The 21,719-nt window shown below is 31.3% G+C and carries 21 protein-coding genes and 3 pseudogenes; 3 read left to right on the forward strand and 21 right to left on the reverse strand.

The genetic code is table 11. The annotated features are described in order from the left end of the window. The first annotated feature begins 153 nt into the window (after positions 1-153). The gene (locus OPF91_RS14165; protein WP_264989510.1) at positions 154-642 is read left to right on the forward strand and encodes a DUF2798 domain-containing protein; all 489 of its coding nucleotides are present in this window, start codon (positions 154-156) and stop codon (positions 640-642) included. A gap of 86 nt (positions 643-728) precedes the next feature. Here the strand turns inward: OPF91_RS14165 and OPF91_RS14170 are convergent, their stop codons facing one another. Then, positions 729-1,715 (reverse strand): acrylyl-CoA reductase family protein, encoded by a 987-nt coding sequence (locus OPF91_RS14170; RefSeq protein WP_264989577.1) that lies wholly within the window; start codon positions 1,713-1,715, stop codon positions 729-731. A 167-nt stretch (positions 1,716-1,882) separates the two neighbouring features. Between OPF91_RS14170 and OPF91_RS14175 the strand changes: the two genes are divergently transcribed. Then, positions 1,883-2,254, forward strand: coding sequence for a winged helix-turn-helix transcriptional regulator (locus OPF91_RS14175; RefSeq protein WP_264989511.1), 372 nt, complete (start codon positions 1,883-1,885; stop codon positions 2,252-2,254). A gap of 63 nt (positions 2,255-2,317) precedes the next feature. On the opposite strand, the gene OPF91_RS14180 is transcribed toward OPF91_RS14175, so the two are convergent. The 4 genes from OPF91_RS14180 to OPF91_RS14195 form a co-directional block, all read right to left on the reverse strand. Next, positions 2,318-3,016: a metallophosphoesterase family protein gene (locus OPF91_RS14180; protein WP_264989512.1), complete on the reverse strand. Its 699-nt coding sequence runs from the start codon at positions 3,014-3,016 to the stop codon at positions 2,318-2,320. A 63-nt stretch (positions 3,017-3,079) separates the two neighbouring features. Beyond that, complete coding sequence (locus tag OPF91_RS14185; RefSeq protein ID WP_264989513.1) at positions 3,080-3,436, reverse strand: glyoxalase superfamily protein; 357 nt, start codon at positions 3,434-3,436, stop codon at positions 3,080-3,082. Between the two features lie 207 nt (positions 3,437-3,643). Continuing rightward, positions 3,644-4,066 (reverse strand): FosM family fosfomycin resistance protein, encoded by a 423-nt coding sequence (gene fosM / locus OPF91_RS14190; RefSeq protein WP_264989514.1) that lies wholly within the window; start codon positions 4,064-4,066, stop codon positions 3,644-3,646. Positions 4,067-4,358: 292 nt separating this feature from the next. Further along, a complete protein-coding gene (locus tag OPF91_RS14195; RefSeq protein WP_373877059.1) occupies positions 4,359-5,180 on the reverse strand; it encodes a DUF2785 domain-containing protein in 822 nt (273 codons plus the stop codon). An 837-nt stretch (positions 5,181-6,017) separates the two neighbouring features. On the opposite strand from OPF91_RS14195, the gene OPF91_RS14200 reads away from it, so the two are divergent. After that, on the forward strand, positions 6,018-6,635 hold the full coding sequence (locus OPF91_RS14200) for a hypothetical protein (protein ID WP_264989517.1): 618 nt from the start codon (positions 6,018-6,020) through the stop codon (positions 6,633-6,635). A 366-nt stretch (positions 6,636-7,001) separates the two neighbouring features. Here the strand turns inward: OPF91_RS14200 and OPF91_RS14205 are convergent. From OPF91_RS14205 to OPF91_RS14280, 16 genes and pseudogenes are all read right to left on the reverse strand, one after another. After that, a pseudogene (locus OPF91_RS14205) lies at positions 7,002-7,376 on the reverse strand (transposase); the annotation flags it as partial. 891 nt (positions 7,377-8,267) lie between these two features. After that, positions 8,268-8,900: a type 1 glutamine amidotransferase family protein gene (locus tag OPF91_RS14210; protein WP_264989519.1), complete on the reverse strand. Its 633-nt coding sequence runs from the start codon at positions 8,898-8,900 to the stop codon at positions 8,268-8,270. Positions 8,901-8,972: 72 nt separating this feature from the next. Next, positions 8,973-9,938 (reverse strand): helix-turn-helix transcriptional regulator, encoded by a 966-nt coding sequence (locus OPF91_RS14215; protein WP_264989520.1) that lies wholly within the window; start codon positions 9,936-9,938, stop codon positions 8,973-8,975. A 418-nt stretch (positions 9,939-10,356) separates the two neighbouring features. After that, complete coding sequence (locus tag OPF91_RS14220) at positions 10,357-10,743, reverse strand: GNAT family N-acetyltransferase (RefSeq protein WP_309297443.1); 387 nt, start codon at positions 10,741-10,743, stop codon at positions 10,357-10,359. A 9-nt stretch (positions 10,744-10,752) separates the two neighbouring features. Further along, positions 10,753-10,950: a GNAT family N-acetyltransferase gene (locus OPF91_RS14225; RefSeq protein WP_264989522.1), complete on the reverse strand. Its 198-nt coding sequence runs from the start codon at positions 10,948-10,950 to the stop codon at positions 10,753-10,755. A gap of 271 nt (positions 10,951-11,221) precedes the next feature. Then, a pseudogene (locus tag OPF91_RS19110) lies at positions 11,222-11,476 on the reverse strand (heteromeric transposase endonuclease subunit TnsA); the annotation flags it as partial. Positions 11,477-11,731: 255 nt separating this feature from the next. Continuing rightward, a complete protein-coding gene (locus OPF91_RS14235; RefSeq protein ID WP_264989525.1) occupies positions 11,732-14,071 on the reverse strand; it encodes a P-loop NTPase in 2,340 nt (779 codons plus the stop codon). A gap of 21 nt (positions 14,072-14,092) precedes the next feature. Continuing rightward, the gene (locus tag OPF91_RS14240; protein WP_264989527.1) at positions 14,093-14,569 is read right to left on the reverse strand and encodes a Tn7-like element transposition protein TnsE; all 477 of its coding nucleotides are present in this window, start codon (positions 14,567-14,569) and stop codon (positions 14,093-14,095) included. A 90-nt stretch (positions 14,570-14,659) separates the two neighbouring features. Beyond that, positions 14,660-15,025 carry a hypothetical protein gene (locus tag OPF91_RS14245; protein WP_264989529.1) on the reverse strand — a complete coding sequence of 122 codons (366 nt, stop codon included), beginning with the start codon at positions 15,023-15,025 and terminating at the stop codon, positions 14,660-14,662. A 42-nt stretch (positions 15,026-15,067) separates the two neighbouring features. After that, on the reverse strand, positions 15,068-15,331 hold the full coding sequence (locus OPF91_RS14250) for a hypothetical protein (protein WP_264989530.1): 264 nt from the start codon (positions 15,329-15,331) through the stop codon (positions 15,068-15,070). Between the two features lie 294 nt (positions 15,332-15,625). Further along, positions 15,626-17,050, reverse strand: a pseudogene (locus OPF91_RS14255) (TnsD family Tn7-like transposition protein). After that, positions 17,029-17,469 carry a hypothetical protein gene (locus OPF91_RS14260; protein WP_264989532.1) on the reverse strand — a complete coding sequence of 147 codons (441 nt, stop codon included), beginning with the start codon at positions 17,467-17,469 and terminating at the stop codon, positions 17,029-17,031. The pseudogene OPF91_RS14255 and the gene OPF91_RS14260 overlap by 22 nt, the downstream one beginning before the upstream one ends. Positions 17,470-17,710: 241 nt before the next feature. Further along, positions 17,711-17,920, reverse strand: a complete 210-nt coding sequence (locus OPF91_RS14265; protein ID WP_264989533.1) for a hypothetical protein — start codon at positions 17,918-17,920, stop codon at positions 17,711-17,713. Continuing rightward, complete coding sequence (locus OPF91_RS14270; protein ID WP_264989535.1) at positions 17,920-18,729, reverse strand: TnsA endonuclease N-terminal domain-containing protein; 810 nt, start codon at positions 18,727-18,729, stop codon at positions 17,920-17,922. Before OPF91_RS14270 ends, OPF91_RS14265 begins: the two co-directional genes overlap by 1 nt. An 11-nt stretch (positions 18,730-18,740) precedes the next feature. After that, positions 18,741-19,748: a hypothetical protein gene (locus OPF91_RS14275; RefSeq protein WP_264989536.1), complete on the reverse strand. Its 1,008-nt coding sequence runs from the start codon at positions 19,746-19,748 to the stop codon at positions 18,741-18,743. Between the two features lie 277 nt (positions 19,749-20,025). Continuing rightward, positions 20,026-21,711 carry a DNA methyltransferase gene (locus tag OPF91_RS14280; protein WP_264989537.1) on the reverse strand — a complete coding sequence of 562 codons (1,686 nt, stop codon included), beginning with the start codon at positions 21,709-21,711 and terminating at the stop codon, positions 20,026-20,028. Positions 21,712-21,719: the final 8 nt, after the last annotated feature.

The raw sequence follows: 21,719 nt of genomic DNA on the forward strand, positions 1-21,719 counted from the left end.
ATATCTTAGATAACTTCTATATTCAAGAAATTTTTAGTGTAGCCAAGCTTTTTTGTATATGTTACTTACTCTATAACTGTCACAAAATTGTCACTTACGAAGAGTTTATCAAATTTATATACTAGCTCTAGTAACAGAAAGGAGTGTTGACATATGCCAACTACTAGAAAAGAAAGCCTGTATTTTGGTTTAATCATGTGCTTTGGAATGGTGCTTTTTATGACCCTTTATAACTTTTATCTTAACGATACATTCGGGCAAATTTCTTTCCTTGGAGGGATAGCTGATTTTGTTATAGGATTTATAGTGGCAATTATTCTTGATTTGTATCTAGTTGGACCTCTAGCTAAAAAAATTGCTTATAGATTAACATCAAATACAGCAAATGTATTATTGAAAGTTCTAACTATATCCACATGTATGGTTATTGGAATGGCTTTTTGTATGTCCATTTATGGCTTGATAATGAACTACGCTCACAATGGTTTTTCTTCTACCTCGATTATCAAAGATTTTCTCTCTGTGTTTGGTCGAAATTTTATTGTAGCATTGCTGTTGCAAATCATTATTATGGGACCAATCGTACGTTTTATATTCACGAAGTATATAAAGGTGGCTCCAACTGACTTAGTTAAAAATTAAGACTGACTAACCAACCAAAAATCACCTCGAAAAATAGCTTCAGAGGTGATTTTAGTCATTTTTATAATAGTGAGGGAAATAGTCATTTACAGTTTAACAAGTGTTCTTCCACGTCCTTTTCCTTCTAAAGTAGTAGCTAATACTTCTGGTAGCTCTGTTAATGAAATTTCATTAACCAACTCTTCATTTAATATTGTCGGCTTCAAATCATCTCCGAGACGATTCCAAACCTTTAATCGCGTAGGCATTGGACATTCAACCGAGTCAACCCCAAGCCAATTGATTCCTCTCACAATAAATGGATATACACTTGTAGCAACATCTATCCCACCTGTTAACCCACTAGTAGCTACAGAACCCCCATATTTCAAGGTGCTTAATATATACTGTAGTGTCTTTCCTCCAACTGAATCGATAGCACCAGCCCATTTTTCTTCACGCATTTGTATTTGATCTGTATCGATGATGTCGTTACGGTGCAAAATTTGCTTTGCTCCTATCTTTTTTAAATAGTCCTCTTCATTTGTTTTACCTGTACTAGCTACAACTTCATAGCCTCTTTTAGCTAAAATATTGACAGCAATACTACCCACGCCACCTGTAGCACCTGATACTAAAACTAATCCTTGGCTTGGATCTAATCCATTGTCTTCAAGCCTTTGAACAGATAATGCTGCGGTAAAACCAGCCGTTCCAAGAATCATAGCCTCTCTTAAAGATAAGCCTTTTGGAAGAGGTACAACCCACTTGGCAGGGACACGAGCTATTTCACTATATCCACCGAAATGTCCTGTTCCTAATGCATAGCTAGTCACAATGACCTCATCCCCTACTTTAAAGCGTTCATCCACCGAATCTATAATCGTTCCCGCTAAATCAATTCCTGGTACTAAAGGGTAGGATGTTACTCCCCAATTTCGCATAGTTACAAAACCATCTTTATAATTCACACTAGAATATGAAACACGAATCGTCACTTCTCCATCAGGTAAATCATCCATGCTTAATTGTCTCACTTCTAACTGAGTTTGATCATTCACTTTATCTAATACCAATGCTTGAAAAGTATTCATCACTTAAATCATATCCTTTCATTTGTTTTCATGGTGAAAATGACTTTAAAGTCAAATTAATGGTACATTATATAATAAACATATAATAGTACGCACATTTTTGTTATGTAGGATACCTTTTGTTGCATAGTATAAAATTTGATACCTGAAATGAATGGAGTGGTACTATGAAAGACTTACAAAATAATAACAATCCTGCTGCTACCTTTGCTTGCCCAGTCGCCGTTACAGTAGATGTCATAGGAGGAAAGTGGAAAGGCGTTATTTTATATCACTTAATTTCTGGTCCAAAGCGCTTTAACGAACTAAAACGAATTATTGCTGATATTACGCAGCGTATGTTAACGCTACAGCTTCGAGAACTAGAGCGAGATGGTATTGTGCACCGTGAGATATATCAGCAAATTCCTCCTAAGGTAGAATATTCACTTACGAATTTTGGCGAAACATTAAAGCCCATTATCTGCCTTATGAAAGATTGGGGCATAGAGCACGAACACGAAATTTTAATGAAACGAAAGCCTCAAAATAATGAATAGACAAACACAGCCACTTTTCTAAATGTGAAAAGTGGCTGTGTTAGCTTAATAAAAGCCAAGTTTTTATGGACCATCATATGGGGGATTTTTTACATGGTCTGCAAAATCCTCTTTATATGGTGCTCCCTCTAATAAAATTTCCCTTGCTGCATTTTCAAAGTCATATTCTGTCACTCGTAAAATGTATTCGTCCGCATGAATTAATAACCAGCAGGCTCCTTTTGCCCTACTCTGAAGCCCCCTACCTGCATTAATGACCTCCTTAGACGATATATGCCTTTTAAATTGAATATGTGTATGGCCACAAACAATGACCAAAGTATTTTCATTTTTTATCATTTCATAAACGTCACTTTCAGGAGTATCTAATCGTATAGCCTCCGTATCACTTCTAGGCGAACCATGTATAAAAAGGGCATCTCCTTCTTTATGTGAAAATTTAAAGGAGCCTAACCACTCTAATTGCTCAGTTGTTAATTCATCTATACACCATTGATTTAATTCTTGGACCATGTTGCCTATGCTTTGAGGATTTTTAAATTGTTCAAATATTTCTCTGTCACTATTCCCCATAATAAAAATAAAATCATCTTTCCTTGCATAAAGAGTGTCTATAACTTTTTTAGGTTGGGGACCCCATGCTAAATCTCCACCAACAATCACTTTATCTACGTTTTCTTTATCAATTTCATTTAGAACCGCTTCTAATGCTTGATAATTTCCATGGATATCATATATCGCAGCAATTCGTATTGTAATCACCTTTCTGCAAAATTTATATATTCAAAAGGCCTGTTTTGAATATATTCTCATATCAAAAGTTATTTATAAACGAGTACAAATACGGATTTGATTTTCATCGGGATCTACAATTGTCATCATACGAAGCCCTTCAATATCTTCATGTGGAGATGCCATAATGCGGATATCCTTTTTATTTCTTAATTCCTCGTACCATTTATCAACATCAGTCACAAATAGATGAATTAAACCACCAGTTTGGCAATCTCCAGTATGTTCCGTTAAATAAATAGTCATTTCATCTTTAGTGATCTGAGCAAAAATAGGAAAATGAGGTTCAAATCGATGCTCCCAGTCAACTTGAAACCCCATTCCTTCCACGTAAAATGCCTTACTTTTTGTATAATCCGTAATGCGGAATGCAGGAATCACTTTTTGCATATTGGTATATCCCCCTTTACCTCTAACATTTTTCTACAATGTTGTCTGGTGTTCATTAATAAATTATTAATCTTTTTTTGAAGGGTTGACATAAAACTTAATTAAAATAAAGAATCCTTTATGAATATACGAACATTTTTTATAAAAAAAGTTTGATTATACTCGGTGGTTTATGATTAGCTTAAGCACTCATTATTTGAACACTGTTTAATCATAAAACTCCATATGCGTTTTTTCCTGTTTATAATAATTTAGTCTGTCTTGTAATGTTCCCGTATGAAATTCAAACTTATGACCATCTGGATCAGTAAAATAAATAGACTTTTTATCTCTTGTATCTCTAGAACGACCTGATAGGATACTTACATCCAATTTCTTCAACTTCTCGTACATCTTATCAAATTCTGCTTCTTCTATTGAAAAGGCTATATGTGTGTAGGATTGGCTTATCTCATTGCGGGGAATATCTTTTTCTTCATTTAAAGCAAGCCAAATACCATTTAAGTCAAAATAGGCAGTGCTTCTACCCTTAACTAATAATTTTACATCAAATACATTTTGATAGAACTTAATAGAATTCTCTAAATTAGACACCGAAAATAAAAAATGATTTAAACCTTTTATAGACACAATATCAACCCCAATTTGGACTTTAATCAAACTTCTCTTTAAATTATCACATTTTGTTTTATAAAACTACATCTTCAAATATGGTACGCGCTCCTTCCTTATAGCTATCTCCGAATAAAATAAAAATAATCTACAATGGAGATAATGCCCATTATAGATTATTCAAATTAATACCTGATAGTCTTGATAAACGAATGAAAAGAAAGAACATGTTTTAAAATCACGTCTATAATATTTCCTCCATTAAAATACGCTTTAATGGAGAAGCATACTAGGCAACCCTCCTAATCCTTTAACTAATAGAAAACCTATTTAATTTCACCTCAGTATCAAGTATAGCAGTATTAAGTTCATTCCCTCGGCTATCTTTTCCCCTTCTAAAATAAAGACTGCGTAAAAAATTCTTGCTGTTCACACGAGCAATCACCTGACTGCGACTTCTCGGCAAATTGCAGCATTGCGCTAAGCTACTAATCCAATCAGTGATTTCTTGATGTGGTAGTAACGCTTTGTCAATCATCTTATCCACAATGTTGACCAATCGTTCATCATCCTCATCGCTAAAAATATGTATACCATTATCAAGTTTGTCAGAAATAGCGACAAGAACCTCACGCAACATTGCGACGCTACTCTCCTCACACTGCACGAGTTCAACAAAAACATCCGCACCATGAGACACACTGTGAGCCCAGCCACCTATTGAAAGGTAACCTCGTAAATCCTTCTCCTCTTTATAATAGCGAAGCATTGTATGCATTAATTGCTCAATTTCCGCTCGAGTGAAAAATGGATTCTGTCGGTGGCGTTGTACAATTAAAGCAATCGGTAAGGCAGAGAAAGTTCTTGTAAAAACTGACTGATCCTCCTCACTACCAATATTATAGAACAAATGGTTCTCGTCAGTTAGTACAGTTAAGAGGCTACACAACTCCTCTCCACTGAATCTATTCTCTTCCTTAATCCACATATAAAACATCGGATAAATCAGGTTATCCCGTAATTCTGGCTGAGGATCGCCAATATATTGAAGTAACAAGGGTAAGAAATCTTGATGCTGCTCACCTGCCTGTAACTGATACGCATCCTTCTCAATTCTTTGCAAATCCAGCATCAATTTCATTCTTGTATCCTCTTTTTTCGACATAAAAACACCCCTTTAGATAATCATACCTAAAAGGGGGAGAAACTGTAGCGTTGTAATAAAGTTTGATTAAAAATACCTTACAAGTCCACATCTTAAGTTTAATTAAAGAACCTATTTTGAAAAAAAGATTGATCAAAACGGGTTCTTTTTTGTGAAATGTTTCATAAAATTTTTAAAATAGTTTGATCATTTTTTTGATTCGATCTTCAACAAACGTGCCCGATTTTGGAAGATCATTTTTCAACTATAGTCCCTTATATTGAAGTATGGGGATGATAAAAAAATGCAGGTATACAGCGTTTATAAATTGTCTCAATATACAGGTTTTTATTCAGATAACACACTCTGCAACATCTAGAAAAGTCCTATCGTAGCTATGTTTATATAGCTTTGCATAAAAAGCTGTATAAACAATAGTCCTCGTAAAAAGGTACGAACGTTGATTTAACAACATTCGTACCTTTTCTGTGTGTTTCCAAACTTTCATTTGGGAACGTTTTTTAGATTTAGTTTGTATATTAAAGATAATTGTTTATTTAATCTTATGTATCTAAAAACTGAGCCGTTATTATATACCATTGAAATTACCACCTTTATTTCCTATATGTTACGATTATACACAATAATTAGTTTTATGGTATAATATGTTGTAAAAGTAAATGGAGGTATAGGCTGCTTGGTCCTTACTGAATACAAAGGTTTTCAAAGCGTTTTATGCACTAAATTATCTGAGAATACAATTCTTAGATAATCCAAAAAAATTGAGAGAAGTTAATCACAGCTTCTCGGAGGAGGATTTATTTTATGAAAGTATTCAAAAAAATCGCTAGTTCTTTAATTGCCTTAGTATTATTATTTAGTTTAAGCTCTAATGCTTTCGCTAAGGGTGAGCAAACTTTCGAAAAAATTACAGTAACAGATGAAGAGCTTGATAGAGCAATTGAGCAAGCTTTACAAATGAAATTAGCTACAATTGCCGATGAAGAAGAGCGTAAAGATATGGAACTTGCGCTTAGAGGAAACCTTGCAACAATCGAAATGCCTGATCTTTCAGATGAAAACGTAATTATGCCACTTTTCGACCTTAGCGATATTTGGACGCCAAACCTTCCAGATATTCATCTTCAAAACAAGTATGTAAAAGCTTCAATTGATGTAATTTTAGATGCAATCTTAATTTCTCTTGGAGTAGGTACAATCACTGTTGCCTTAAAGAAATACGGCGCTAAAGAATTAGGAAGAATGTTCACAAGCTCAATTAAAACTAAAATCTTAGGTAAAGCTGCAATCGCATTAGGTATCAGCCTTCCTGTACTTGCTGATTTCGTAGTTAGTGTATTAGATCCAGCAGAAAAAATCACAAACTACCTTGATTCACTAGATAAAAAACCTAAAAACGGATACTTCGATGTTATTTGGTAATCTGAAGTGAACGATAAATTTAAACTCATTTCAATTATTTTTCTTTATCTTTTAAGCAGTTATTTCCTTAATATTATAACTGCTGACCATAAAACCTTTACGTTATTGTACAAGGTTACTTACGGAATCTTTTTCGTACTAATTTTGTATTACGCCTATAAAGTTTTAGCAAAAAAATATAAGTAACCACGCAACCTCTAGGACTTATATTAATAAAATATACCTTATAAGTTATTTACTTTTATGAACTGCACCCCAATTGTTAGACACGTCTAACAATTGGAGGCGCAGTTTTTTTACGATTAGTCAAGTGTATCCCGGTAAATTCTTTTATATTTTCGATTTCTGAGCTGGTAGTGCGGACTCTTAATCGTACAGTATACCGTGTGTCATTAACTGAAATGTCACTTTCAGAAATTTATTGATACACGCCACAATTGCGACCTTATGAGGCTTCCTCTGAGGTTGCGTTTTTAATTTATAATAGTAATCAACAAAATGGTTCGGTTTTCCTTTTGCTATAATCATTGCACAGATCATAAAAAATAAAATCTTTCGTAGCTTCTTGTTTCCTCGTTTATTGATACGGTCACGGTACTGGGTATTCCCAGATTGATAGCGCATTATATCAATCCCTACGTATGCGTTGATTTGTTTGGTGTTTTTAAAGCGTCGAATATCACCTAGTTCACCAATTAATCGACAAGCAGTTGTATCGCCAACGCCTGGAATCGAACGCAATACGAGATATTCTCTTTTTCCCTCAGACATACCACCATTTACTTCACAAGCTCTTCTTTCTTTTCCAATAAATTAGCTGTGTATTCTTCAGTCGGTGATATTACAGGTCCAGGTCCATTTTGGATATATTCCCTATCAATTTCACTAAATGTAAAAAAGTACACTTCATATATAGATTGAAGATACCAGAACAACCCCAGACAACGATGCAACCAATAATTTTTTAGGAAAAGGTTTCTTTTTAATAAAAGAAATTATTATCCTAGTACATGAAAGCAATCAAAAAACCAAATAAAATTAAAATCATAAATCCCCCATTCATAAGTTCAATGACAATCAACTCAAATATTGATAATTTTGTACTCATAAGAGTAACGAAATTAATTGGTAGAAGTTACGAAAGTTGATAACCTTCCCAAAGCGTCGTTTGGAATGCTATTCAATAATCTGGCCCGATTGCTAAATAAAAAATTCCTCCAAAACAATAATTTTTAATAAATTTTATTTTAAATTATTAGACTCTGTTTAAACTTTATTTTAAAGCCATACCAGAACCGTGACCTTCTTTTATCCATTTTTCGATTTTAGATGTTCTTGCTCTTTTAGACATAAAAACACCCCTTTAGACAACTATAATCTAAAGGGGCATTTCATCACATCTTTTTTATAAACATCGTGACTTTATTTCAAAGCCACAATTAACTGTAGCTTTAAAATAAAGTTGGCTCAAAAATACTTCATAAACCCAAATTTTACGTGAAATTAAAAGAACCCGTTTTGAAAAAAAGATTGATTAAAATGGATTCTTTATTTGTGAAGTATTGTACATTTTTTATAAAAAAGTTTAATCATTTTCTGAAATCCGATTTTTAACAAAGTTGATTTTATAGCTCATCCATTTATTGAATTCACTAACTGGAAGAAGTATTCAGGTTTATGAGTCTTATTTAGGTTATACCATGAATGTAATGTATCTGGTGCAAATACATCTAATTTTTTCAGTACTTCCATCGTAAATTCTAGAGGTGCTACTCCTGATGCAGTAATCAAATTCTCACCAGTTACTGCAGGTCTCATCTCATAAAATTTTTCTCCTTTATAATTAGGACAGACCATTTTAATATACTCTAAGTCATTGCTTGTGTGTTTTCTAGAATCTAAGTATCCCATATTCGCAAGTGCCTCAGTTGCACCACAAATTGCAGCAACAATAGAACCAAGCTTTAAAGCTTCGCCAATTTTTTTTAAGATAGGTTGATGAATATCTTCTCTCCAAGTAGTTCCTCCAGGTAAAATTAAAAGGTCCTTACTTTCAAGTGTACATTCATCAGAGGAAATATCTGGTTTTATACTCAGTCCTCCCATCGTAGTAATAATTTCTTTATTAGCGCCTACTGTAACTACTTTTAAAGGTGCTATATCTTTTTTGAAATACCTTCCTGTGTTTAGTTCGGCAATTAAATATCCATATTCCCAGTCTGACATGGAGTTAAATACATATAGATAAACTTTTTTTGTTTGCATCCGCTAACACTCCCAATCACAATTTATATAGCAATTATAAAATAACTTCCCTGACAGCTAACGTCAGGGAAGTTATTTTACTTGATGAAATTTTATTAATTCCGACAGAACTTCAATAAGTCTTTTCTTTAGACTTATTGGCTCGATAACTTGAATAGATTTACCGTACTGTAAAAGTAAATAAGGTATATATGTATGTACTATATCTTTTTCAAGAAGGAAAACGGCTTGATTTGAATTTCGTTCATGTAAATAATGTCCTAAAAACCAATGTTGGCAAATATCAGCCAATACACTTTTATCCCCATTAATAACCAAAGAAATAATCCTTTCCTTATCTTCTATAGTTGGAAGAAGATTTTTTATAAAAAAGTCACGTGCTGAAAAATTTTCTGGCCGGTTAAACTTATTTTCGGTTAGCATTAGACTTTCAATTCGATCCACTCTAAAACTACGGATATCATTCCTAAGATGACAAAATCCAATCACATACCACTTATTATTCCAATAGATAATTCTGTACGGATCGACCAATCTATAATTTAATTGTTTTTCGCCACTTTTATGGTAAAGAATTTTTACTGAATACTCGTCTGCTACAGCCTGCTCCAACTCTTTCAAAAAGGGTTCCATAGAGAGTGCACTTAATCGACTTATCACTTCAAGACTAGTAAAATGTTGGTTTATCTTTATTTCCTGCTCTTGATTTGAGTATTTACTTAGTTTTGAAATGGCCCTATTTAGTGCTTCACCTCCATAATATCCAGCTTCTTCTGCAAAAACAGCAGCGTGAAATAGTGAAGTTTGCTCTTCCAAATCAAAAAAAAGAGGAGCCTCAACAAAATTGTTCAATAAAGTGTATCCACCGTTATGTCCTGATTCCGAAATTATAGGTACTCCGCTTGTTGAAATTGTATCCATATAACGATATACAGTCCTTATATTCATCTCTAACTTTTCTGAAATTTGTTTTGCAGTAATTTTTTCACCTGAACGAAGCATCCATAAAATTGCTAACATATTGTCAATCTTAGGCATATAATTCCACCTCTATAGTAATAAAGAAATTTTACTGTATTCACATTTAATTATAACTTATTTCCTTAAATTATCTCTTGTTAGGTTTAAGTATAATTCTTCACAATTGATGAAGAGATATCTTGAATATTCAACCATGGTTTATAATCTGAGCCAATCTTAGAGCCACGCCCACCCTTCTTTAATCCATTTATCGATTTTAGACATTAAAAAACACCCCTTTAGATTAAAATAATCCAAAGGGGTGAAACGATGCAATTTTTTTATAAACGGTACGACTTTATTTCAAATCCACAATTAATGTTGCTTTAAAATAAAGTTTGATCATTTCAGTAATCCTTATTCAACTAACGTACCAGTTAGTTGAATAAGAAATCATTTATTAAACTAAAAATCAATCCATTGGTTGTGAATTAAATCAGTATTTCTTCTCCAGTAAGTTGATCAATTTTTCCTTTACATCCATCCATTCAGTATCAACAATACTGTAAAATATATTGTCGTGAATAGTCCCATCTGCCTTAATCCTATGTTTACGAAATATACCTTCTTTTACTGCACCTATTCGTTCAACTGCTTTTTGAGACCGTACATTTTGTCTACTAATCGAAAATTGAACACGTAGTACCTTCAATTCTTCAAAACAATATTGAAGTAATAAAAATTTACATTCTGTGTTCACCTTCGTTCTCCAAACTGATGGAGAAAGCCAAGTCCATCCTATTTCAACATTTCGATTTGCTATATCTATGTCACCAATACGAGTTGTCCCAATTACTTCACCTGACAATTTATCCTTTATTATAAAAGGTAATTACTTGCCATCATTTTTGCTTTGTACAGCTATCGATAAAATTTGTTCTATATCATCAAATGTTTTAACTTCCCTCCAAGTATATTTCCATACATCAGGACTTTTTATAGCTTCATATACTTGTTCCTTATATTTCATCTCAAGAGGAACAAGCGTGATTACATTCCCTTCTAATACTAAATTTGTATTAATTTTCATCGTAATTTATCTCCTTTAACTCATTAAATAGACTTTTCTTCATAATACTCTTCCATATCTCTTTATCTTGAAGAGTAACTACAAAATCTGTTGTCATAATGATAGATTCATTCGTTTTGGGATTCCTTGGATGAGTGATACCTAATTCTTCAGCGATTAACGAGGGTTCTTCAAGTAGCAGAAAGGGGTACTGTTCACGAATATCTACTATTATTAAAGCTCTAACTGAATCTGTAACACCAGCAACCATTTTTGTTGGTTTAATAGAATGTTTAATACCTAATTTATCTGCAATGACAATTGTTTCTTCCAACGATAGTAAAGGAAATTGCTCTCGAATATTAAGAATGAAATCTGAATATTCAGTTAAATAAAAGTTGTTTCGTTCCAAATCTGATAAAAATTCATGTTGCCAATTAGTTTTAATCCCTTTCAAGTGAGTAGACCTTCCAAGTCAAGAAACATCTTGAATGTTTAACCATGGTTTATAGTCCACCCCTATTCCAGAGCCACGACCTTCTTTAATTCACTTTTCAATTTTAGATGTTCTTGCTCTTTTCAACATAAAAAAACCCCTTTAGACAAATATAATCTAAGGGGTGTTTCATCGCAACTTTATTTCAAAGCTACAATTTGTATACAGATAATAAAGTTGTTTAATTTTAGCCTTAAAAATCCAATAATCACCTATCGATTAATTTGATAGGTAATTTTAAAGTTGTTTAAAACTATAATTATTCTGAATCTATCTACGAACCCACGAATAAAAAAGTCGTTTAATTTATATAGGTAATTTAACTATTTTATTAATCTCTTTTAAAGTTCTCTCAACATCCTTTTTATTTTTCTTTTGTTCATCAGGAAGTGATACTAGCTGTTGATTTAAAATCTTTTTAGCTTTTTCTAAATAAGAAAAAGCAACTTCATCATTCACTTTTTTAAAGTATTCTATACTTTGCTTTCCGTAAGTAACTGCGTGGTAGGCCTTTCCTAATGAATCTTCTATGCAGCTCTCTAGAATAGACATACTTTCTCTAATCTGTTCTCTTACATCTGGGTATCTTATATCCTTTCCAATATTAGATTTAAATAATATAGTTGCATAAACATTATGAATAGAAAAAACCCTCTTATAAGACATTCCCATTGCTTTATTAATATACTTAAATGCTGACTCAAAATCATTTTTATCTCGAGCATAAATTGCTGCATGTTGATAAAGATACATATTAGGTTGCTTATCATAAACTATATTGTATAGCTTAATCCCATCTTCTAACTTCCAAAATCCTTTCTTTATCAATTCACTATCATAGGCATACTTTCTAAAAATATCGTATCGATATATATAACTATTAGGAACGTTTGTTGCTACTTTCATAATTACTTCTGATAAAGTTTCTTTATCAACTTCACCAATTATTTTATATGCATATATTGTAGATCTCAAAACATAATAGTCCTGATCTTGATGTAAAATTTCCTCATTTGATACGCCAATAATTTGATCTTTCAATGCCTGAATTAAAGAATATATTTCACTGTAATCTCCTGTATTAAAGTAGGCAATTAACACATCCATAGATAAATAAGACTTAGCTCTTTGAAAATATGCTGCTAATACTAAAAGTTCTAATAATTTTTTGTTCGATTTTAAACTTTGTAACATTTTTCGAACTCTAGTTACTACCTGCTCGTCGTGTTTTAAAGAACCATCTACTACTTCAAATATTGTTTTAGATTGTTCTAATACTTGAAACTTCTTTCTACGATTTTTAATTGAAAAAGGAATACTATCCCATACTAATGACAAATCAGCATTTGAAATCTCTGTGATTTCGAAATATTCGATATTATATTTTTCGAATCTTGAGTGGAGGGAATCATAATTATAAAACCTGTCGAATGCAATAATTTGTACTTTCTTTGATTGCATCAATAATTCTACACCCTCAAAAGAACTACAAAAATCATCTATAATTAAGATAGGTTTAGAATCTAATTCAACCTCATTAACAGATTTAATTATCCATTTAGCTTCCGCAAGGGTAGGAGGTTTTCTTAAAAAATATGCTGGTTTATTAGAATTAATAAATCGGTATAATAACTGCATTCCTACAGTTGTTTTTCCTGAAAAAATCATACCGGTTACTACAATATGTTTATTTTTATAACATAAATTTTCTATTTCATATAAAAAAGAAAGCATTTTAATATCCGACTGAGTAATTTGATTCCAGGTCGGTTCAAACCCTTCAAAAAAATCTTCCACTTTTCTTACAGAGGTTGTATTAACCAACTTTTCAAATGAATACTCAGGCAAGATATTAACTAATTTAGTTCTTGAAGATTCTACTTCTACATCTTCTAGATATTCTAAAAAATCTTTAGTATCACCAATCAAAATTTTAAAACCCAACTTTTCATAGAATGGGGCACTAGATAATTCTTCTCTTCTAATAAGTACCCACATATTTGTACCATTTTCATTTTTACCAAGAATTTTCTTTAATGATCTCCATGCAAATAAATCTTTAAAACTATAACCTATGAAGATCGTTGGTACTTCTAATAATTGGCTGGTTAAAACAGTAAACCCAATATTTGAATCATTACCTGTATCAGCTAACTGAATAGTATCAAATATGTATTCACTTTGAGCATTTTCTACACTACCATGCACCGGAAAATAATTTATTGCCTGAGGTGATTTATTTATTGAATTAATATAAATATCATTTAAATATTGTTTACTATTTTCACTAACTACTACCGAAGCAATATTGTCAATATTCGTAGTGTAAAAATGTTTAATATTAAGTTTATTTAGATTAAAATATATTGGATTTAGACTTTTCACTTTAAATGTTTTGGTAAGAAACTCTCTATATTCTTCAGGGTATTCACTTGAAATTAACATGCATACCATTGGTAAATCCATATCTTTGCTTAATGGTAAACTACTGAATTCTTCAATCAATAAATCTTTTAATTCATCAGCTAAAGGTAATTTTTTTCCGAACTCATTCTCTGCATATATAGAGAAACCTGCACCTGTAAATAAATTAATTGTACTTTTTAAATCCTCTTTAAATAAAGCATCATATTTAACTTCTAACATATTTTATCTCCTTTCAGATAACTAATTATAGATAACCTTAATTCTTCTAGCCCAATCGATACTATTATTTTCCTGCTTAATTCGTACATGATCATATTTTTTTAACTTTTTACTATCCCAAGTGTCCGAACTATATATCAATCCTTTTAAAATTTCTTGGATAATAAATTCTGCTCTAGCTTCAGGTAATTTTTTAATCATTAGCGTTAGTAATGATTTGTTATCTGGTTTTGCAACTTCTATAAGATATGCAGATAATCCCGTATTTCTATCTTTAAATTTAGCAATTACAGCTACTCGTCTTGTATTAGATGTGATATAAGAAAATTTACGTCCTTTCGGTAGATAAACAAAGTTTAATGAAATTAAATACTGCCTGTAATCCATATAGAATGCTCGAATCATTTTTATAAAATCCTCTAACCCTTGTCCTCTAATATCCTTTGTGACATCTAATAATTTTAAATCAATAGGTTGGATTGTTCCTCCATAAACCAATTCATCAAGCCCTACTATTTGTTGCTGTTGCTTTTGAATGCCACCACCTTGACCTTGATTAGAAATATAAATATCACCTTTGTTTACATCTTAAATATCGCCAAATACTCTATATACATTTGCAGGATTTCCAAAATCAAATTGTGTACCTAATATATCTTCTATTGGTTGATGGGTATCCTGCTTTGAACGTTCAGTGGGATTATCATTTAAGATATTCTCAAAACCACTTTGTTGATGTAATTTTCTATATTTCCGCTTACCTTGTGCATCAATCCTTTTCTTAAATGACTTATGTTTAACTTCTATATCACTGAAGGTAATTCCTTCTAAATTTGAACCTAACCATTGCAAAATCAAAAACTTGTTACCATTTTGGATTCCCCGAAAATGAATTTGAGTGTCGATACTGCTAGGGAGCTGAACTTCTAATTTAAAAAACTCCCCATTGTTCATCTTAGCTTTAATTTTTGTATAAATGGATTCTAAACGAGGCTTTTATCTCTGGACTAAAATATAGCCATGCAAAATACCGTAAAAGTTATCATCGTTCACAATCCCATGTGGAATATCATCTGCAAGTTCTAAATATGCTTTATAGTTATTGAAGCAGGATTTTTTCACCAAAAACTCTAATATATTAGGTTGCACCATTGCATTCTTCACTACTTTATTAACTGCAAATACCGCACGAATAAATTCAAATTGTAGAAGGTAATATTTGTTACCTTTCACCGTAAATTCAAAAACATTTTGAAACATCAACTCAGGCATCTTATGCAAGTAATAACCAAACGCCGTACAAGCATCTAAGGACCTCACAACTTTATATTGATCCAACTGAGGTGTATATTAATGTCATAAATAATACCGGTAGTCTTAGCATCCATTAGTTGACCATCTTTATAAAATGCACCTACTCGTAACAACTATAATGCTGCAATCGGAAAGTCTAACATTTCAAGTTGACTATCTACTTCAAAAGCGGCCCTAATTCTCCACTGTTTATCTTTAATTTCAACATTACCAATCCATTTCAAAACTACTTCTTTATCCTTACCAAAAGTCCATGGTCTTAATTTCTTTTTGCATTTCCCCTTGCTGATAAAGTTTTATTTCATTTTCTAAAGCTAATTCTACAACATAGCTTACTTTCTCTCTTAGCCCTGCTAATCTGCGAACTTTCCATGTTGTTACATTGTTTCCATCTTCCATGTAAAGCTTTCTACAAGCCCATTTAATACGACGAATTTGAAATTGCTCGCATGTTTCTAAATGTTTATCGAAATAAGTCTTTGTTTGTGGGAGCTTATCTAATAGTTTTTCAAGTAGTGATAGTTGACCGATTTCCTTTGCCACTCTACTTTTATTGACGTATACGAACTTTTCAATCGCATATAATTTTTGAATCGTGTTCTTTACCGAATGAAGGGTTTCTAAGTCCCTCTTACCCCAATCCACTCAGTTATTGACTGTAATTTTTTCTTTCATTCTAGGAGGGTTTTCTGTTAACCAACTAAGGTTATTACGATAATGCCAAGCATATAAAGCTGAATTGATTTCTCTTAATTGCGTAACGGTAAAATCAGAATATGTTTCTATCAACTTGAGCCACTCAGCTTCTTTTTGAATGCGTAAATCCATCGGAAGCTCAACTTTATTTGAAGATTTACCTTTTAAATTAGACATATATTTTTGCACCGTTGCATAATCACAATCTAAAACTTGTACAATACAATACGGGCTTAATTCACTAGTTGCTAACTGCATTAACTTAGCCTGCCACACTGAACCAAAATTCTTTATTCTTCCCACTTTAAACGAATCTGCTTTATCTTCATCTGGACCGCATCTTGAATAAACAAATTTACATTCGCAACTAAATGTACCAACAGGTTTTCTAGTATCCGTACAAGTCGTTATAGTAACGTTTGATATAATACGCTGTTTATAATGATCCGCCGCTGGGTTTAAACAATAATAAGGTGCCTGTCCAAACGGCTCATATTTCTTACCTATAAAATTCCCTAGATCTTTAAATGAAACGTTCAAAAACTGTAGTAACAATAGATGCTGCACCGGATGAAATGCCTTACGGTGTTTTCTAACAATGCTTCTTAGCCATGACGTACCAGAATGTTCATCAGAATTGCAATCCATTAATGTTAAAAATTCTTCTCCATAGTAGTGTTTGAACTGCTGCGTAAAATATTGCTGATGCACTTTCCCAAAATGATATAAAATATTATCTTGCGTATCATTATTTGCGTTTTTTAATGCTTCAAAACTCAATTTATCAATGGCTCGACAAATAAAGTTTAGTCTTTGTAAAAGACTATCAAATTGGTTAATTAACTTACTATATCCTATATTTTCTTCTAAATTTAATACTGTGGTCCAAACATTTTGAAAATTGATAAATACTTTTTTAAACCTAAAGAGATAATAATATCCTTCATTTATCTCGGTACCATATAACAATATTCATTATTAACCAATATAATTCTGATCAATTTAAACGCATCATTAAAGTTTAATTCCTTACCACTTTTAAATTTACTTTTCAAAATATCGTCAGATTCACTTACAATAAAAAAGTCAAATTGATCCGAATCTGCTGCATATAAATCTTTCAATAAAATTTTGCTCTTCATAATTACTGGACTATCTAACTCATATTGCTTCTTATGTGCACGTATTAGGGTTGAAATATAAGAATCGCCCCCCATAAATATAGTAATGGAAGTTAAAAATTGATTTCTATCTTCTGCAAACCTCGTTAAAAATTGAATTGGTTTAATTTTATCTTCTTCAAACTTTTTATTAACTCGTTCATCTTGTGTAGGAGTAAAATTGACCTGTAAAAATTCAAATTGGCTTAACAATATTAATTTATCCAAATTAATGGCATTATTTGAACTTATAAATGAATCTGTATGAACTAATATTCTTAATAAAGGTGTTTCGTGACGTTCTCGTTCAAAAGGATTAATATTTCTCCTAGCTCCTCCTACATTGCAAATTCATCCAAAGGCCATTTGATATATCCTGCTTCCTTCAATAATTCATAATTCGACTATTTCTTTTTCTTTGCTTGTTCTACGATTTTTAACAATGTACCCGTGCGTTCTTTAGATGCTTTTAGTTTCGGTTTGCTAAACTAATTGCTGATTTCATTTCACCAATAACTATCAAATCGCTTATTTCAGATACCAACTTTTTTTCAGGAAAAGCTTTAGCATTATTAAGCTCTAAAATGTACATAATGACATTGCCTGAATCAATCCAAAGAATTCTATATGTTTTTTCTTGTTGGCAGGCCTGTAAAATTTCATTAACATAAAAATTCATTAAGCCCACCTCTTTTTAGAGTCAGATAAAGTCGTGACTATTACATTTGAAACATCTTCATTTAAGTTTATTTTTTCATGCATATTCACTTTTAATAATTTCTTTACTAAAGCATACTTATATAAGCTAATACCTGTTCCTATCTCAAAATTATATTTCATATCAAACGCTTGTAAGTTTACAAGGATAGAATCAGTAAAACTATTCCAGTCCTCCATTAATAAATCAATTATCTCAGCGTCATTAACAAAATAAGCATCACGTAATAACTTTAAATTACTGATGAAAGTTGCAGGTAATTCTTTCTCAGTCACAATCGCCCAATCAATGCCTTGTTGCTCCCAATAATACTTCTCTATTTCGAATTTTCCGATAACTCTTTCGTCATTAAGGTCTTTTTCAAATTTCAGAGTCCGTGCTTTATAAACAATTGAAGTGCCTTCTCGCATAGTTAAGAAGCAATCCGTAGTCATCACAATAGGGGTGTTTGTTTTATTATCAGTCGGATGCATAATACCTAGATTCTCAGCTATTTTTAACGTTAGCTCTCGTTCTAAGGGAAACTGTTCACGAATATCAATTACATTTTCTGCCCAATCGCAAAAGCAATGATAATTAAATTCTAAATCCGAAAGTAAATGGTGTTGACGCGTTGTTTTCCATCCAATGAAACGATGCACTCGACCACTAGAAGGTACATCTTGAATTGTTAACCAAGGCCTGTAAAGAGCAAGTTCACCTTGCCCTCTACCTTCCTTGATATACCGAGAGATTTTTGCTTCAGTCCAACCGGTTTGACGTTTTGGCATTAAATCACTCCCTAATTTTTCTCAATAACAATTATTCCATCTATTCCAATTGAAAACTTATCATTATCAGGTATCTTATTTATTAATTTATCTAATTCATCCAAACTATCATTTACCTCTTGATGTAGATTGCTTAATATTGCTTCTGTCAAATTTTCTACTTTTGTATAAGGTTTTAATATTTCATAAATATTTTCCATTATACCTATAGAACAATTGAAAGAATCTAAATCAATCATTTTAAATTTGACACCAGAAATATTGTTTATTTCAATTGATTTGGCTTTCTCATTATTTATAAATTTAACTAGATGAGCATAATGTTTATACACCATCTCATCTCCATTTATATCTAAAATTTTTTGTTCTTCATTTTTAGGATCAATAACATGTTGCATTATTTCACCATTTATATTTGGATGCGTAGCTACAATTAATTTATTTAAATTAAAACTAGCTTGGTCATATGTTGTCGTGTGCCCACCTAAATTATAGTGAATCTGAAGTATCGCATTAAGCTGTATTTCGGCTTTATTGACATAAGAGTTACTAAAATATTCACTACATTTCGTTGACCCCTTAGCTTCTACTAAATACGATTGACCAGTGATATAATCTAATCCCCATAGATCTGGATTTTTCAAATCTCCCGGTGAAGATGTTACGGTTATATTGTCACTTTTCAAATGCATTAAATGTCTTACATTATACATTTTTTGCATTTGAATTTGAGCAAAGACCATCCCTATAAAGTAGGCGACTGTTACTTTTTCACTTGTTTCTAAATCAGATACGTTTTTTATAGTAAATGGTGAACTTGTATTTATAAAAGCAAGCATAGTAGCAATTTTCCACTCTAATACTTCCCTAGTAATATTGAGATGAGCTTTGGGTGCCAAACCTGCTGTAATTGCACCTCTTATTAATGTAAGTTTATTGGCATAAAAAACTTGGCTTGAACTAGTAATTCTATCTTTATAATCGCTTACACTAGCGTAATTGCTAAATTGAATACTCATGTTTAACCTCCCTGAAGAACAAAAAAAACATCCGTTCGCTTATTTTAATTATAAGCGAGCGGATGTGAATTATTCAAATATTTAAACAACTTTTTTATATTTTAAACAACTTTATTATTCAAACACAATTAATGTTGGTTTGAAATAAAGTTTGATCAAAAAGATGTTGTAAACATTGATTTTATATATAGAAGACACCCATACATTTTGAATAATGATTGATCAAAATGCACAGGTTTTATTTTAGACTAATTTTAAATTTTATAAAAAAGTTTGATTAAACTTCTTTATTTTTTTGCACTATGAGTATATGCTCTTTCATCATTGTAGGAATTCTATCATTCCTATTTACCGTAGAATTAATATGATGAGGGAGTCGCTTAAAAGAATAGTCCCTAGATAAATCACTAATTTTTATGTATCCTAGGCTTATAAACCAATCAAGCAATATTTCCTTCATATTAATTTGAATTTTACCAAAAATAGTTCGATGACCAACTACCCATGTTTGAATACCACCATTTTTTAAGACCCTATCTGTTTCTAATACCACTACGAACAAGTCTTTAAAAAACTTTAATATCTCATCTTTTCTCTTAGGGGTAGATATTATTTTTCTTTTTACAGTTTCTCTCACTAAACCTATTTTTCCTATAAAATCTTCTTTAATATTGTTATCTTTAATATAAAAATTATCCGTAAAAATCATTTTTATATATTCATTTTTTTTTAAGACACTTCTTGACTTAATTTCATTTTTAGATAATATTGCTTCTTTATTAAATCTTCTAACATAATCTAACCGAACTCTTTCATCAATTAATTCAAAAAATTTTTCATTTAAATCTTTAATTTGGACCTTTTTATTACTATTTACATTTTCAATAATTCTATTAACCTCTTCTAAAATACCATTAAAAGTTACTAAATCTTCATTAATTATCAAATCTATTTCCTGAAAAAGATTTCGGAGTGTATCAGAAGTATTTAGAATAACTTCTTCATTAATATCAATACTTGAATATTTACCACCCAATAACAATTCATCACAATTATCATTACTAATGGGGATACTTAGGAATTTACTTAATAAATCCCCTAACCATTGTATAGATAATCTAGAGAATTGTCCGTATGCTACCGTACTTCTTGAATCTCCGTATGGGGGAGAGGTGATAACTAAATCTATAAATTCTTCATTAATAAAATCCAAATTTTTTGCATTTTTTAGTCTTATTTCAACATTGTTTTTACTCTTTCGCTGTATTGTAATATTTATAATGTTATCTAATAAATCATTTACTTTATTCTCAAACATTTCAATAGAGTTTATTTGAAATTTTTCAATATCACTTGGAGACATTCTATATAATTTAAATTCACTATTCCTACTTAAGGAACTTGCCTTTATACAAGAGCTTAAAGAACTCAATAAAATTAGACTATATATTTCTTGTAATTTCACATCTTGTTTTTCTATAAATAAATTAATTTTATTTTTTAAATATGAAATTTCATGAATATTAGATTTTTTAAACCAATAATCTATATTCTTAAAATCTACAATATCAACTTTTAGTGTAGGTTTATACTCTATTGAAATTTCTGTTAAAAAGTCACTTATGATACCTATAATTTCATCATTACGTTCTAATATCAATACTTTTGTTTTAGCAATTAAAATTGCTAATGGATTTAAATCTGTTCCATAAAAATCAAATCCTAAATAATTTGCTTCAAGTGCCGTTGTCCCACTTCCCACAAAGGGGTCTAATATTGTTTTTATTTCTCTTTCATTTGCGATATGTTTAATAATATCAGCTACTAATTGTGGCACTAATTTAGCTGGATATGAAAGTACACTATTATTTCTTTCTAAAAAAGAAGCTGAACGATTTTCTCCTTGATAATCCAAATTTATATTATCTAATTCTTCATAATGCTTAATATTTTTTACTATCAAAAGATTAC

Source organism: Lysinibacillus piscis (assembly GCF_026012395.1).
Lineage (GTDB): Bacteria > Bacillota > Bacilli > Bacillales_A > Planococcaceae > Lysinibacillus > Lysinibacillus piscis.